At 75.3% G+C, this 13,615-nt stretch carries 15 protein-coding genes and 1 tRNA gene; 12 read left to right on the top strand and 4 right to left on the bottom strand.

The annotated features are described in order from the left end of the window. Window positions 1-31 precede the first annotated feature (31 nt). The 6 genes from BM158_RS16975 (at window position 32) to BM158_RS16950 (ending at window position 6,547) form a co-directional block, all read left to right on the top strand. Complete coding sequence (locus BM158_RS16975; protein WP_091562081.1) at window positions 32-1,201, top strand: PucR family transcriptional regulator; 1,170 nt, start codon at window positions 32-34, stop codon at window positions 1,199-1,201. Window positions 1,202-1,259: 58 nt separating this feature from the next. Beyond that, window positions 1,260-2,522 carry an acyltransferase domain-containing protein gene (locus BM158_RS16970; RefSeq protein ID WP_229827820.1) on the top strand — a complete coding sequence of 421 codons (1,263 nt, stop codon included), beginning with the start codon at window positions 1,260-1,262 and terminating at the stop codon, window positions 2,520-2,522. Continuing rightward, window positions 2,519-3,499, top strand: a complete 981-nt coding sequence (locus BM158_RS16965) for a beta-ketoacyl-ACP synthase III (RefSeq protein ID WP_091562075.1) — start codon at window positions 2,519-2,521, stop codon at window positions 3,497-3,499. Before BM158_RS16970 ends, BM158_RS16965 begins: the two co-directional genes overlap by 4 nt. A 66-nt stretch (window positions 3,500-3,565) precedes the next feature. After that, the gene (locus BM158_RS16960; protein ID WP_091063849.1) at window positions 3,566-3,808 is read left to right on the top strand and encodes an acyl carrier protein; all 243 of its coding nucleotides are present in this window, start codon (window positions 3,566-3,568) and stop codon (window positions 3,806-3,808) included. Window positions 3,809-3,882: 74 nt separating this feature from the next. Next, the gene (locus tag BM158_RS16955) at window positions 3,883-5,124 is read left to right on the top strand and encodes a beta-ketoacyl-[acyl-carrier-protein] synthase family protein (protein ID WP_091562070.1); all 1,242 of its coding nucleotides are present in this window, start codon (window positions 3,883-3,885) and stop codon (window positions 5,122-5,124) included. A gap of 10 nt (window positions 5,125-5,134) precedes the next feature. Beyond that, complete coding sequence (locus tag BM158_RS16950) at window positions 5,135-6,547, top strand: acyl-CoA carboxylase subunit beta (protein WP_229827821.1); 1,413 nt, start codon at window positions 5,135-5,137, stop codon at window positions 6,545-6,547. A gap of 189 nt (window positions 6,548-6,736) precedes the next feature. Here BM158_RS16950 and BM158_RS16945 read toward each other — a convergent pair whose 3' ends face one another. Beyond that, complete coding sequence (locus BM158_RS16945; protein ID WP_229827822.1) at window positions 6,737-7,204, bottom strand: DUF3145 domain-containing protein; 468 nt, start codon at window positions 7,202-7,204, stop codon at window positions 6,737-6,739. 451 nt (window positions 7,205-7,655) lie between these two features. Here BM158_RS16945 and BM158_RS16940 point away from each other — a divergent pair, with 451 nt between their 5' ends. Next, complete coding sequence (locus BM158_RS16940) at window positions 7,656-7,928, top strand: hypothetical protein (protein ID WP_091562064.1); 273 nt, start codon at window positions 7,656-7,658, stop codon at window positions 7,926-7,928. Window positions 7,929-8,308: 380 nt separating this feature from the next. On the opposite strand, the gene BM158_RS16935 is transcribed toward BM158_RS16940, so the two are convergent. Then, window positions 8,309-8,812: an OsmC family protein gene (locus BM158_RS16935; RefSeq protein WP_091562061.1), complete on the bottom strand. Its 504-nt coding sequence runs from the start codon at window positions 8,810-8,812 to the stop codon at window positions 8,309-8,311. A 35-nt stretch (window positions 8,813-8,847) separates the two neighbouring features. On the opposite strand from BM158_RS16935, the gene BM158_RS16930 reads away from it, so the two are divergent. Next, window positions 8,848-8,921 (top strand) — tRNA-Ile (locus tag BM158_RS16930). A 173-nt stretch (window positions 8,922-9,094) separates the two neighbouring features. After that, on the top strand, window positions 9,095-9,535 hold the full coding sequence (locus tag BM158_RS16925; RefSeq protein ID WP_165628991.1) for a DUF2505 domain-containing protein: 441 nt from the start codon (window positions 9,095-9,097) through the stop codon (window positions 9,533-9,535). On the opposite strand, the gene BM158_RS16920 is transcribed toward BM158_RS16925, so the two are convergent. Further along, window positions 9,528-10,052 (bottom strand): gamma carbonic anhydrase family protein, encoded by a 525-nt coding sequence (locus tag BM158_RS16920; protein ID WP_091562055.1) that lies wholly within the window; start codon window positions 10,050-10,052, stop codon window positions 9,528-9,530. The genes BM158_RS16925 and BM158_RS16920 overlap by 8 nt on opposite strands. Before the next feature lie 194 nt (window positions 10,053-10,246). Here BM158_RS16920 and BM158_RS16915 point away from each other — a divergent pair, with 194 nt between their 5' ends. Genes BM158_RS16915 through BM158_RS16905 form a run of 3 tightly spaced genes read left to right on the top strand, consistent with a single transcriptional unit; the run spans window position 10,247 to window position 12,505 of the window. Further along, window positions 10,247-11,368: a serine/threonine-protein kinase gene (locus tag BM158_RS16915; protein ID WP_229827823.1), complete on the top strand. Its 1,122-nt coding sequence runs from the start codon at window positions 10,247-10,249 to the stop codon at window positions 11,366-11,368. A 31-nt stretch (window positions 11,369-11,399) separates the two neighbouring features. Further along, complete coding sequence (locus BM158_RS16910; protein ID WP_091562052.1) at window positions 11,400-11,903, top strand: mycothiol transferase; 504 nt, start codon at window positions 11,400-11,402, stop codon at window positions 11,901-11,903. Next, window positions 11,900-12,505: a GyrI-like domain-containing protein gene (locus BM158_RS16905; protein ID WP_091562049.1), complete on the top strand. Its 606-nt coding sequence runs from the start codon at window positions 11,900-11,902 to the stop codon at window positions 12,503-12,505. The genes BM158_RS16910 and BM158_RS16905 overlap by 4 nt, the downstream gene beginning before the upstream one ends. Here BM158_RS16905 and BM158_RS16900 read toward each other — a convergent pair. Continuing rightward, on the bottom strand, window positions 12,498-13,607 hold the full coding sequence (locus BM158_RS16900; protein ID WP_091563244.1) for a glycerate kinase: 1,110 nt from the start codon (window positions 13,605-13,607) through the stop codon (window positions 12,498-12,500). The two genes, BM158_RS16905 and BM158_RS16900, sit on opposite strands and share 8 nt — an antisense overlap. Window positions 13,608-13,615 lie beyond the last annotated feature (8 nt).

Here is a 13,615-nt window from a genome sequence, read left to right as displayed (position 1 = left end):
GGCCCAGCCTGCCGCATGACAGGCTGCACGGGTGAGTGCGGCAGGCCCGTCAGAGGCGACGTTGCGCCGGCTGGAGCGCGCGTCGGGCTCGCTGGCCACCCAGGCGGTCGCCCGGATGGACGACTCGCTGCCCTGGTTCCGCTCGATGCCGGCCGACCAGCGCTCCTGGGTCACCCTCGTCGCGCAGGCCGGCATCGCCTCGCTCGTGGAGTGGTGCCGCCACCCCGGCCGGCCGCCGCGGCTGACCGGCGAGGTGTTCGGCGCCGCGCCGCGCGAGCTGGTCCGCGCCGTCCCGCTCAAGCAGACCGTCGACCTGATCAAGGTGACCGTCGAGGTCGTCGAGGAGCGCCTCGGCCAGGTCGTCGAGCCCGGCGAGGCGCAGGCGCTGCGGCTGGCGGTGCTCAAGTACAGCCGCGAGGTCGCCTTCGCCACCGCGCACGTCTACGCCAGCTACGCCGAGAACCGCGGCGCCTGGGACGCCCGGCTCGAGGCCCTCGTGGTCGACGCGCTGGTCCGCGGCGAGCGCCCCGAGGAGCTGCCCGGCCGCGCCGCCGCGCTCGGCTGGGCCGCCACCGCCCCGGTGCTGGTGCTCGTCGGGCACACCGCCCCCGACGTCGACGACCACCACTCCGCCGTCCGCCGCGCCGCCCGCTCGCTGCGCGCCGACGTGCTGGTCGGGGTGCACGCCCACCAGCTGGTCGTCGTCCTGGGCGGGCTGCCCGACCTGGGGCCGGTGGCCGAGAAGGTGAGCGCGGAGTTCGGGCCCGGGCCCGTCGTCCGCGGCCCGGCGGTGGACTCCCTCGCCCAGGCCGGCGACTCCGCGGCGGCCGCGCTGGCCGGCCTGCGGGCCGCCGTCGCCTGGCCCGGCGCACCGCGCCCGGTGGACGCCGACGCCCTGCTCGCCGAGCGCGCCCTGGACGGCGACCCGCTGGCCCGCACCGCGCTGGCGCAGCGGGTGGCCGCGCCGCTGGAGGCCGCCGGCGGCGGCGTGCTGGACACCGTGCGGGCCGTCCTGGGCAGCGGCGGCAACCTCGAGGCCAGCGCCCGCGCCTTGTTCGTCCACCCCAACACGGTGCGCTACCGGCTCAAGCGGGCCACCGAGCTCACCGGGCTGTCGGCCACCGACCCCCGGGGCTCCTGGACCCTGCAGGTGGCGCTGGCGCTCTCGGCCCTGGACGGCGGTCGCTCGCTCTGGTCGTGAGCTGTGGCCGATCGCACCATCGGTCGCGTATTTGTGGGAACCCTCCAGAACTGCACCCGTGTTCTTCGTGGCCGACGACGGCCCGCCGGCGGACCCGGACTGGCACGGTGGTCACGTGCTCGCCGTCCTCGCCCCCGGCCAGGGGGCCCAGAAACCCGGGATGCTCACCGACTGGCTCGACCTCCCCGGGGCCGAGTCCTTCTTCCGCTGGGCCGGCGCGATCGCCGACGCCGACCTGCTCACGCTGGGCACCACCGGCGACGCCGAGGCCATCAAGGACACCGCGGTCACCCAGCCGCTGGTCGTCGCGATGTCGCTGTTCGTGGCCCGCGAGCTGGGCGGTCTGCCCGGCCCGGTCGCGCACACCCCGCAGACGGGCCGCGACGTCGTCATCGCCGGGCACAGCGTCGGCGAGCTCACCGCCGCTGCGCTGGCCGGGGTGCTGTCGGTCGAGGCCGCCATCGCGCTCACCGCGGTCCGCGGCCGGGCGATGGCACGGGCCTGCGCGCAGACCCCGACCGGCATGTCCGCCGTCCTGGGCGGCGACCCGGCCGAGGTGCTGGCCGCCATCGAGGGGCACGGGCTGACCCCGGCCAACGTCAACGGCGCCGGCCAGGTCGTGGCCGCGGGGTCGCTGGACGGGCTGGCGGCGCTCAAGGCCGACCCGCCGGCCAAGGCCCGGGTCATGCCGCTGTCGGTCGCCGGCGCCTTCCACACCGACTACATGGCCTCGGCCCGCGAGGAGCTCGAAGGCCTCGTCGGCGGCCTCCGGCCCGCCCAGCCCTCCCGGCTGCTGGTGTCGAACAAGGACGGCTCGGCCGTCGAGACCGGCGCCGGCGTGCTCGACCGGCTGGTCAGCCAGGTCACCAGCCCGGTCCGGTTCGACGCCTGCCTGGACACCCTGCGCGGGCTCGGCGTCACCGCGGTCATCGAGCTGCCCCCGGCCGGCGCGCTGGCGGGTCTGGCCAAGCGCGACTGGAAGGGCCGCCACGACGTCGAGGTGCTGGCCATCTCCGGCCCCGCCGACCTCGACCGGGCCCGCGAGCTCATCGCCGCCGAGCGCGGCCGCCCCGAGGCCGAGCAGGCCCCGGACTGGCGGATGGTGGTCTCCCCCGCCCGCGGCTCGATCTCCCCGCACCCGATCGCCGAGGGCACCCGGCTGGCCGCCGGCACACCGCTGGCCAGCATCGCCGGGCGCCGCGAGACCGTCGAGGTGGCCGCCGGGTACGCCGGCGTCCTCGCCGAGTGGCTGGTGGCCGAGGGCGACCTCGTCGACGCCGGTGACCCGCTGGCCCGTCTCTACCCGGAGGAGTCCGCATGAGCACCATCCAGTTGCCGGCCGGTTCGCCCGGCGCCCGGATCCTGGGCATCGGTGAGTACCGGCCCCGCCGCCGGGTCACCAACGACGAGCTGTCGCAGACGATGGACACCAACGACGAGTGGATCCGCACCCGCGTCGGCATCCGCGAGCGCCGCTGGGCCGACGACGACGAGACCGTCGTGGAGATGTCGGTCGCCGCCGGCGGCAAGGCGCTGGCGGCCAGCGGGCTGTCCCCCGAGGACGTCGACCTGGTCGTCGTGGCCAGCTGCAGCCTGCCCACGCAGATCCCCGGCGCCGGCCCCGAGGTCGCGCACCGCCTCGGCATCCCCCGCCCCGGCGGGTACGACGTCAACGCCGGCTGCGCCGGCTTCTGCTACGCGCTGTCCGCGGCCTCCGACGCCATCCGCGCCGGCTCGGCCCGCCACGCCCTGGTCATCGGGGTCGAGAAGCTGACCGACGTCGTCGACATGACCGACCGCTCGACCGCGGTGATCTTCGCCGACGGCGCCGGGGCGATGGTGCTCGGCGCCAGCGACGAGCCCGGCGTCGGCCCCGTCGTCTGGGGGTCCGACGGCGACCAGCGGGACGCCATCGCCATCCCCGCCCCCGGCCAGCCCGACGCCGGCAACCTCACGATGGCCGGCCAGGCCGTCTACCGCTGGGCCACCACCAAGCTCACCGAGACCCTGCAGCAGGCCATGGACCGCGCCGGGGTGACCGCCGCCGACATCGACGTGTTCGCCCCGCACCAGGCCAACCTGCGGATCATCGAGCTGATGGCCAAGCGGCTGGGCCTGGCCGAGTCGACCGTCATCGCCCGCGACGTCGCCCAGGCCGGCAACACCTCGTCCGCGTCGGTCCCGCTCGCCCTCTCCGCGCTGCTGGAGTCCGGCGAGGCCAAGAGCGGCGACCTCGCCCTGCTGCTCGGCTACGGCGCCGGGCTCACCTTCGCCGGACAGGTCGTCCGGCTCCCCTGATCCCCGGGCGGCACCGCCGTCCGGTCTGCACGACCCCCTGACCAGCACGAAGAAGAGGAGGCCCTCGTGGCCAGCACCGCCGAGATCCAGTCCGGCCTCGCCGAGATCCTGGAGGAGGTGGCCGGGGTCGCCCCCGCCGACGCCACCCCGGAGAAGTCCTTCACCGAGGACCTCGACGTCGACTCGCTGTCGATGGTCGAGATCGCGACCGCCGTCGAGGACAAGTTCGGCGTCGCGATCCCCGACGACGAGCTCGGCGGCATCAAGACCGTCGGCGACGCCATCTCCTTCATCGAGAAGAACCAGTAGCACTGGCCCCCGTCGCAGGGCACGACGTCCTGCGACGGGGCCGTTCCACCCACTTCGTTCCAGGAGGAGCAACCGTGAACTTCAACAACACCGACGTCGTGGTGACCGGGCTCGGCGCGACCACGCCGCTCGGGGGCGACGTCGCCTCCACCTGGGACGCACTGCTGGCCGGGAAGTCCGGGGTCACCCGGATCACCGACGAGTGGATCGAGCCCTTCCCCGCCCAGCTGGTCGCCCGGCTGGCGCAGGACCCCTCGGAGAAGATCGACCGGGTCCGCTCCCGCCGGCTCGACCGCAGCCAGCAGGTCGCCGTCGTCGCCGCCGAGGAGGCCTGGGCCGACTCCGGCGCCGGGGACGCCGGCTACGACTCGCTGCGCGTCGCGGTGGTCATGGGCACCGGCATCGGCGGCGCCATGACCCTGCTCGACCAGGACGACGTCCTCGAGGCCAAGGGCCCCAAGCGCGTGTCCCCCTTCACCATCCCCATGCTCATGCCCAACGGCCCGGCCGCCGCGGTGGGCCTGGCGATCGGCGCCCGCGGCGGCGTGCACGCCCCGGTCAGCGCCTGCGCCTCCGGCGCCGAGGCCATCCGCTGGGGCCTGGACATGCTGCGGCTGGACCGTGCCGACGTCGTCCTCGTCGGCGGCGCCGAGGCCTGCGTGCACCCGCTGCCGATGGCCGGCTTCGCCTCCATGCGGGCGATGAGCACCCGCAACGACGACCCCGAGCACGCCTCCCGGCCCTTCGACGCCGGCCGCGACGGCTTCGTCCTCGCCGAGGGCGCCGCCGCCCTCGTGCTCGAGCGCGCCGACGCCGCCCGGGCCCGCGGGGCCAAGGTCTACGGCAAGCTCGCCGGTGCCGGCGGCACCTCCGACGGCTACGACCTGGTCGCGCCGCACCCCGAGGGCGAGGGTGCCCAGCGGGCCATCGGCGCCGCGCTGCGCGACGCCGGGCTGTCCCCCTCCGACGTCGGCCACGTCAACGCGCACGCCACCTCCACCCCGGTCGGCGACATCGCCGAGGCCGCGGCGATCCTCGAGGCGATCGGCGACCACGCCGCGGTCACCGCCACCAAGAGCCAGAGCGGCCACCTGCTGGGGGCCGCCGGTGCGCTGGAGTCGGTGTTCTGCCTGCTCGCCCTGCGCGACCAGGTCATCCCCGGCACCCAGAACATCGAGCAGCTCGACGACTCCGCCGCCGTCCAGAAGCTCGACATCGTGCGCGGCGCCCCGCGCAAGGCCACGTTCACAGCCGCCCTGAACGACTCGTTCGGGTTCGGCGGCCACAACATGGCCCTGGTCTTCACCACCGCCTGAGGAGACCCCCGTGACCACCGTGAGCCCCGCCGCCACCCTGGCCGAGCCCGACCCGCGTGACCCCGAGGACCGGCTGGCCCGGTTCTTCGACCCCGGCACCATGCAGCCGCTGGCCGCCCGCGACACCTCGGGCGCCATGGCCGCCCGCGGCACCGTGCAGGGCTCACCGGCCATCGCCTACTGCACCGACGCCACCATCATGGGCGGCGCGATGGGCGTGGACGGCTGCCGGCACATCGTCGACGCCATCGACACCGCGCTGCGCGAGCACGTCCCGGTGATCGGCATCTGGCACTCCGGCGGCGCCCGGCTGGCCGAGGGCGTCACCGCGCTGCACGCGGTCGGCGAGGTGTTCGCCGGGATGATCCGCGCGTCGGGCCGCATCCCGCAGATCTCCGTCGTCCTGGGCCCGGCCGCCGGCGGCGCCGCCTACGGGCCGGCGCTGACCGACCTGGTCGTCATGGGCCCGCTGGGCCGCGTCTTCGTGACCGGCCCGGACGTCGTCCGATCGGTCACCGGCGAGCAGGTCGACATGGAGGCCCTCGGCGGCCCGGACACCCACGGCCGGCGCTCCGGCGTCGTGCACGTGGTGACCGACTCCGAGCAGGAGGCGCTGGAGACCGCCCGCCGTGCGGTGGACCTGCTGGCTGCGCAGGGCAGCTTCGCCTCCGTCGACGGCGAGGCCGACCACGACCTGTCGGCGATGCTGCCCGAGGCCAAGCAGCGCGCCTACGACGTCAAGCCGATGATCGCCGGGCTGCTGGACGAGGCGCCGCTGGAGCTGCAGAGCCGGTACGCGCCCAACGTCATCACCGCACTGGGCCGGCTGGCCGGCCGCACCGTCGGCGTCATCGCCAACAACCCGCTGCGGCTGGGCGGCTGCCTGGACTCCCCGTCCGCGGAGAAGGCCGCCCGCTTCGTGCGCATGTGCGACGCGTTCGGCGTCCCGCTGGTGGTGCTGGTCGACGTCCCCGGCTACCTGCCCGGCGTCGGCCAGGAGTGGGACGGCGTCGTGCGCCGCGGCGCCAAGCTGCTGCACGCCTTCGCCGAGGCCGTGGTGCCGCGGGTGACCCTGGTGACCCGCAAGTCCTACGGCGGCGCCTACATCGCGATGAACTCCCGCTCGCTGGGGGCCACCGCGGTCTACGCCTGGCCGGGTGCCGAGGTCGCCGTCATGGGCGCCAAGGCCGCGGTCGGCATCCTGCACCGCAAGAAGCTGGCCGCCGCGCAGCCCGGGGAGCGGGAGGCGCTGCACGCCCAGCTGGCCGAGGAGCACGAGCGCATCGCCGGCGGCGTCGGGCGGGCCCAGGAGATCGGCGTGGTCGACGAGGTCGTCGAGCCGGCGCAGACCCGCAAGCGCCTGGTCGGCGCCCTGGCCGCCGCACCCGCGGGCCGCGGCGCCCACGGCAACATCCCGCTCTGAACGAAGGACCACGTCGCCCCCCGGTGCACGCTGCGCGCACACCGGGCCCCTGCGACGCAGCCGTAGAACCCGAACGGTGAACCCCTCGCACAGCACAGCGGCCCGGCACCCATCCGTGGGTGCCGGGCCGCGGTGCGTCCTGGACGGTGCGCCGGTCCGGGGTCAGGGGGCCGACGGGTCCAGGACGCGCTACACCACCTGGTGCAGCCAGCTGATCGGGGCGCCGTCACCCGCGTGGCGGTAGACCTCGAGGTCGTCGTCCCATGCGGCACCCAGGAGCGCGTCCAGGCCGTGCCGGAAGGACTCCCCGGAGCCGGACGTGGCGGCCAGGTGGCGGAGCTGCTGCTCGGACACCATCAGGTCGCCGTTGGCCGACATCGGCGCACGGAAGACGCCGTGGCCGGGGACGTACATCATGCGCTCGCCGTCGGACCCCTGGCTGGGCTCCTCGGTCACCTCGAAGCGCAGCATCGGCCACGCCTTGAGGGCAGCGACGAGCTTCGCACCGGTGCCGGTGGCTCCGGTCCAGGCGACCTCGGCACGGTAGGCACCGTGCTGCGCGGGCTGTTCGGCCCAGGACAAACTCACCGGCGCGCCGATGACCCGCTCGAGGGCCCAGTCGACGTGCTGGCAGAGCGCCTTCGGGCACGCGTGCACGAAGACAACACCCTGCGTAGACCGTCGTTGCACAGTGCACCTCCATCGGATCAAGACGGGTCTCGTCTTCCCCAACGGACCTGACTCGGGATGGCGGTGCGTGTCGCTCGAACGGGTGGTGCGGGGTGCTCGGGACAGTCTGCCCGACTACCACGCCCGAGCGCTACTGCGGGTTCGAATCGCGGGTCCAGCTGTGCCAGAAGTGACGGATGAGGTTGGTGGGACAACCAGCGTGTTGCCCGCCACCGGCCCACCGCAGGCAGGTTCTGCCCACACCCCATCGGCAGGCGCGGACGCCTTCGGCAGATGTAGCTGGACGATCGGCGCCTGGATGTCCACTGGGTGGTGCGGTTGTTCTGGTTGAGCCGGGATGGCCGATCGTGACTGTGTCGTTACGCGGAGTCCGGACTGTCGCACTGGTGACCGGCTGTGCGGCTGCCATGGTCGCTGCGTGACGTCGACACAGCGCCGCGGCCGGCACTCGGTCATCAGCGAGGAGACCTTCGCCTGCGGGCAGGCAGCCCTCCAGGTGCTGTGGAACGGCGTGAGCGGGACGCCGATCGTCGACTCCAGCGGCCCCTGGCACGCCATCGAGCCCGGACCGGCCGAGATCGTGTTCTCCCTCTGCGGTCGCGAGGTGGCGCGCATGGACGGCGCCGCGGTGTGGCCCGACCCCCGCCGCACGCCGGCCTGCGTCGTCTGCGCCGAGCTCGCCCTGGACTGAGCCCACCCGGACACGACGACGGCCCCGCACCTGACACAGGTGCGGGGCCGTCGTGCTGCCGGGGCTCCTGCCGAGGGGGCCAGAACCCCGCAATGCGTCGTCGAGATCGGGGTTGGCGCGGTCCTGGGCACCTCGATGACCCCGGGAACCCCGGTCTCGGGGACCCGGACACGACGACGGTCCCGCACTTGACGCAGGTGCAGGGCCGTCGTGCTGTCGGGCACCTGCCGAGGGGGCCAGAACCCCGCAATGCGTCGTCGAGATCGGCGTTGGCGGGGTCCTGGGCACCTCGATGACCCCGGGAACCCCGGTCTCGGGGACCCGGACACGACGACGGCCCCGTACCTGGCGCAGGTGCGGGGCCGTCGTGCTGCCGGGGCTCAGGCGCGCCGGACGGTGAAGGTCGGCGGCTCCTTGAGGGTCTGGGCGACCACGCAGTACCGCTCGGTCAGCTTCGCCAGCGTGGCGAGCTTCTCGTCGTCGGCGTCGGTGTCGAGCTCGGCGACCACCTCGATGCCGGTCATGCCGACCGGGGCCTCGCGGGAGACGCCGAGCGTGCCGCGGGCGTCCATGTCGCCGCGCGCGCTGAGCTTCGCGCTGCGGATGTCGATCGACATCGCGGTGGCCACGCTGCGCAGCGTCACCCCGGAGCAGCCGAGCAGGGCCTGCAGCAGCATGTCGCCGGAGCAGGCGTCCGAGCCGTCGCCGCCGGTGGTCTCGTGGAACCCGGCGCGCTGGGGGCCGGACCAGGTCTCGATCGTGGCGGTGATCCCGTCGTCCCGGAAGTCGCCCTCGGCGTGCAACCGGGCCATCGCGGCCGACGGGTCGTCCTTGTACTTCTGCTTGATGGGGGCCTGCATCTCGCGCAGGGCGGCGGCGTCCATGAGGGCAGTGAACCCGCATGGCAGGCTGTCCGCTCGGGGCGGTAGCTCAGCCGGTCAGAGCATGGGACTCATAATCCCTGGGTCGTGGGTTCGAGCCCCACCCGCCCCACGTCACCGCCGCCGGGCCGTTGACCTTGCAGAACCGCAACGGAGGCGCGCTGCCCGGCAGCGTGTCGGCGTTGCCGTTCTGCATGATCAACGCCGCTCCAGGCCCGGCGCCGTCCGACGGGCCGCGCCGATCCGGGTGACGATGGACCCGTGCCCTTCCGCCACGAGACACCCGTGACCGCCCCTGCCGCGACCGTCGTCGCCACGCTGACCGACGAGGCCTTCGTCCGCGCGTTCCTCGCCGACCTCGGTGCGGACGTCCGCGACGTGGTGGCCGAGCCGGGCCGGACGACGGCGCGCTACACCGTCCCCACGCAGGGCATCCCCGAGGTGTTCGCGCGCTTCGTCGGCGACCGCGTCGAGCTGACCGACGTACGCACCTGGAGCGTGGACGGCGACACCGCGACCGGCACCGTGCTGGTGACCGCGTCGGTGTTCGGCCGCGACGTCCGTCTCGAGGGTGACCGCCGCATCGCCGGCGGCACGCTGAGCACCACCGGCCGCTCGCACGTCGATGCGCCCTTCGTCGGCCGCAAGGCCGAGGGCGGCGTCGACGAGCTCGCCGTGGTGGTGATGAAGAAGGAGGCGCAGACGCTGGCCCGCCGGGTCAGCTGACCTGCTCGACGCCGGCGGCGTGCCGGCGGGCCAGCTCCTGGTAGATCGCGGGGTTGCCGTCGACCCACTGCGCCGCGCCCTCGGTCAGCGGCCCGCGGACCTTGGCGGGCGACCCCAGCGCCAGCACCTCGTCCGGGACGACGAGCCCCGGCGGCACCAGCGAGCCGGCGCCGACCAGCGCGCGCCGGCCGATGCGGGCGCCGTCCTGCACGGTCGAGCCGTTGCCGACCAGCGCCTCGGCCCCGACCACGCAGCTGTGCACCACGCAGAGGTGGCCGATCGTGGCGCCGGGGCCGACCTCGGTGGCCGGGTCCTCGCCGCCGTGGAGCACCGAGCCGTCCTGCACGTTGGCGCCCTCGCGCACGACGATGCGGCCGAAGTCCGCCCGCAGCACCGCGCCGTACCAGACCGAGGCGTGCGCCTCCACCACGACGTCGCCGACCAGGGTCGCGGTCGGGGCGATCCAGGCGTCGGGGTGCACCTGCGGGGAACGGCCCTCGAAGGAGAACAGCGGCATGGGCCGCACCCTCGCACAGCGGGAGCGGCCGCACAGGTGCACCGTGTCGACATGACGACACCGCAGTCCGACGAGCCCCAGCCGCGCGACATCGCCCTGGAGCAGGAGACCGAGGAGCAGGCCCAGGACCTGGAGGAGCAGAGCGACCCCGAGTGACCGGGCGCGACGACCCCTTACGTCGTACGTTGCCACCCGTGGACCCGCAGCAGCCCCGTGTCCTGGCCGGCCGCTACCTCCTCGCCGAGGAGATCGGCCGCGGCGGCATGGGCGTGGTCTGGCGGGCCCACGACCAGGTGCTCGACCGCGAGGTCGCGGTCAAGGAGGTCACCTTCGGGATCCAGGTGTCCGCGCAGGAACGCGAGGTGCTGCGCGAGCGCACCTTCCGGGAGGCCCGCGCGGCCGCCCGCCTGGACCACCCGGCCGTCACCACCGTGCACGACGTGGTGGAGGAGGACGGGCGGCCCTGGCTGGTGATGGAGCACGTCCGGTCCCGGACGCTGCTGCAGCTGGTCGAGGAGCACGGCCCGCTGCGGGTGGACCTGGTCGCCCGGGTCGGCCTCGACGTCCTGGACGCCCTCTGCGCCGCGCACCGCGAGGGGATCGTCCACCGCGACGTGAAGCCGGCCAACGTCCTGGTCGACGAGGACGGCCGCGGCCACCTCACCGACTTCGGCATCGCCACGACCACCGGCGACTCCAGCCTGACCGCCACCGGCACGGTGCTCGGGTCGCCGTCCTACATGTCGCCCGAGCGGGCCACCGGCCAGCAGCCGCAGCCGCGCGACGACCTCTGGTCGCTGGGCGCCACGCTCTACACCGCCGTCGAGGGCCGCCCGCCCTTCGACCGCGGCGAGCCGATGGCCACCCTGCTCGCCGTGGTCGGCGACCACCCCGCGCCGATGGTCCGGGCCGGCGCGCTGCAGCCGGTGCTGGCCGCGCTGCTGGCCCGCGACCCGCAGCGCCGGGCCACCGCCGACCAGGCCCGCGCGGCCTTCGAGGCCGCGCTCACCGCCCCGGCCGCGCCGCCACCGCCCTCCCCCGCGCCGCAGTACGAGGCGCCGGCGGTGCCGGCCGCGGGCGGGTCGGTGCAGCGGTTCGACGCCGCCGACCTGCGCCGCCGCGCGCACGACGCCAAGGAGGCGCTCAAGGCACTGGCCGAGAAGCACGTGCCGCCCCCGCAGCAGCCCCGGCCGAGGTTCCGGTTCAAGCGGCGCTGGGTCGTCGTCCCCACCCTGGTCCTGCTGCTGCTCGTGGTGGCCCTCGTTGCCGGGGCGGTCTGGCTGCTCGCCGAGGGCGGTCAGCTCCTCGGCGGTTGACGCGGGCCCGGCGCCGGGTAGCGCCGGACGCATGCGCACCGACGAACTGCTCGCCGCCGCCTTCGACAACATCGCCGGCGTGGTCGACGCCGCCGTCGACGGCCTGACCCCCGACCAGCTGGCCCAGGCGCCCGGGCCGGGCGCGAACACGATCGCCTGGCTGGTCTGGCACCTCACCCGGATCCAGGACGACCACGTCGCCGACGTCGCCGGCTCCGAGCAGGTCTGGACGGCGGACGGCTGGGCACGCCGCTTCGACCTGCCCTTCGACGACGCCGAGCACGGCTACGGCATGGACCCCGAGGACGTCGCGAAGGTGCGCGCCGACGCCGAGCTGCTCACCGGCTACCACCACGCCGTGCACGCCCGGACGAAGGAGTACCTGGCCACGCTCTCCGACGCCGACCTCGACCGCGTCGTGGACACGAACTGGGACCCGCCGGTCACACTCGGCGTCCGGCTGGTCAGCGTGGTCACCGACGACCTGCAGCACGCGGGGCAGGCGGCCTACGCCCGTGGTCTGCTGGGGGCGTGACCGCACCGAAGGTCGACCTCAAGGACGACGACGCCTACCGGGCGCACCGCGGTGAGTGGCGGCTGGTCGACCTGGGCCCGCGGCAGTACCTCGCCGTCGACGGGCAGGGCGACCCGAACGGCGCGGCGTTCGCGCCCGCGGTGGAGTCGCTGTACCCGGTGGCCTACGCGCTCAAGTTCGCCTCGAAGGACGCCGGCCGCGACTACGTCGTCCCGCCGCTGGAGGGCCTGTGGTGGGCGCAGGACCTGGACGCCTTCACCCGCCGCCGGGACAAGGCGGTCTGGGAGTGGACGCTGCTGCTCGCCGTCCCGGAGTGGCTGGGCGCCGCCGAGGTGGACGCCGCCGTCGAGCGCACCCGGCCCAAGGCGCCGCCGCGGCTGGCCGACCTCCGGCTGGAGACGCTGACCGAGGGCCGCTGCATGCAGACCCTCCACGTCGGCGCGTTCGACGACGAGGGCCCGGTGCTGCGCCGGCTGCACACCGAGGTGCTGCCCGGCGCCGGGTTGGCCCCGACCGGCAGGCACCACGAGGTCTACCTGACCGACCCGCGGCGCACCGCGCCCGAGAAGCAGCGCACGGTCCTCCGCCAGCCGATCAGCTGAGCGCCCGGGCCGTCAGCTCCGTCAGCAGGCGCGCGGGTTCGGCGAGGCAGACGGCGACGTCGGGCTCGACGTCCACCAGCCCGTGCGCGGCGGCGAACCCGGCAGCGGCGAGCTCGCCGGGACCGAGCCGGACGACGCCCGCCAGCCCGACGCAGCGCACCCCGGCGGCCGCGGCCCGGCGCGCGACCACGGCGGGCGCCTTGCCGGACAGGGTCTGCACGTCCAGCGCGCCCTCGCCGGTGAGGCACAGGTCGGCGCCGACGAGGGCTGCGTCCAGGCCGACGAGGTCGCAGACCAGGTCCGCACCCGAGGTGATCCGGGCGCCCAGCACCGCCAGCGCTCCGGCCGCGGTGCCGCCCGCTCCCCCGGCGCCGGGCACCGCGTCCACCTCCACGCCGAGGTCCCGGCGGACGACGGCGGCGAACCGGGCCAGCGCCGCGTCCAGCAGCGCCACGTCGTCGGGCCCGGCGCCCTTCTGCGGGCCGAACACCGCCGCCGCACCGCGCGGTCCGGTGAGCGGGTTGTCCACGTCGGTGGCCACGACCACCTCGACGCCGGCCAGCCGCGGGTCCAGCCCGCTCACGTCGACCCGGTCCAGGCCGGCCAGCGCGGCGCCGCCCGGGGGCAGCTCGGCGCCGTCGGCACCCACGAACCGGACGCCCAGCGCAGCGAGCATGCCGGTGCCGCCGTCGGTGGTGGCGCTGCCGCCGATGCCGACCACGAGCCGGCGGGCGCCCGCGTCCAGCGCGGCCCGCAGCAGCTCACCGACGCCGCGGGTGGTCGCGGTCAGCGGCGCCGGCGGGGCCAGGTGCAGGCCGGCCGCGGTGGCCAGCTCGACCAGCGCCGTGCCGCCGTCCAGGGCGAGGACGGCGTCGCGGGGGGCGCCGTCCGGCCCGCTCACCCGCACCGGTCGGGCGGTCCAGCCGGCCCGCAGCGCCGCCGCGACGGTGCCGTCGCCGCCGTCGGCGACCGGCCGCAGCAGCAGCTCGGCGCCCGGCTGCACCCGCCGCACCCCGTCGGCCACCGCGTCGGCCACGGCGTCGGCGTCCAGGGTGCCCTTGAACTTGTCCGGGGCGATGACGATCCGCACGCCGCGCAGCATGCCCGACA

Origin of the sequence: Klenkia taihuensis (assembly GCF_900112525.1) — a bacterium.
Taxonomy (GTDB): Bacteria; Actinomycetota; Actinomycetes; order Mycobacteriales; family Geodermatophilaceae; genus Klenkia; species Klenkia taihuensis.
This window is presented reverse-complemented; position numbering and strand designations above follow the sequence as displayed.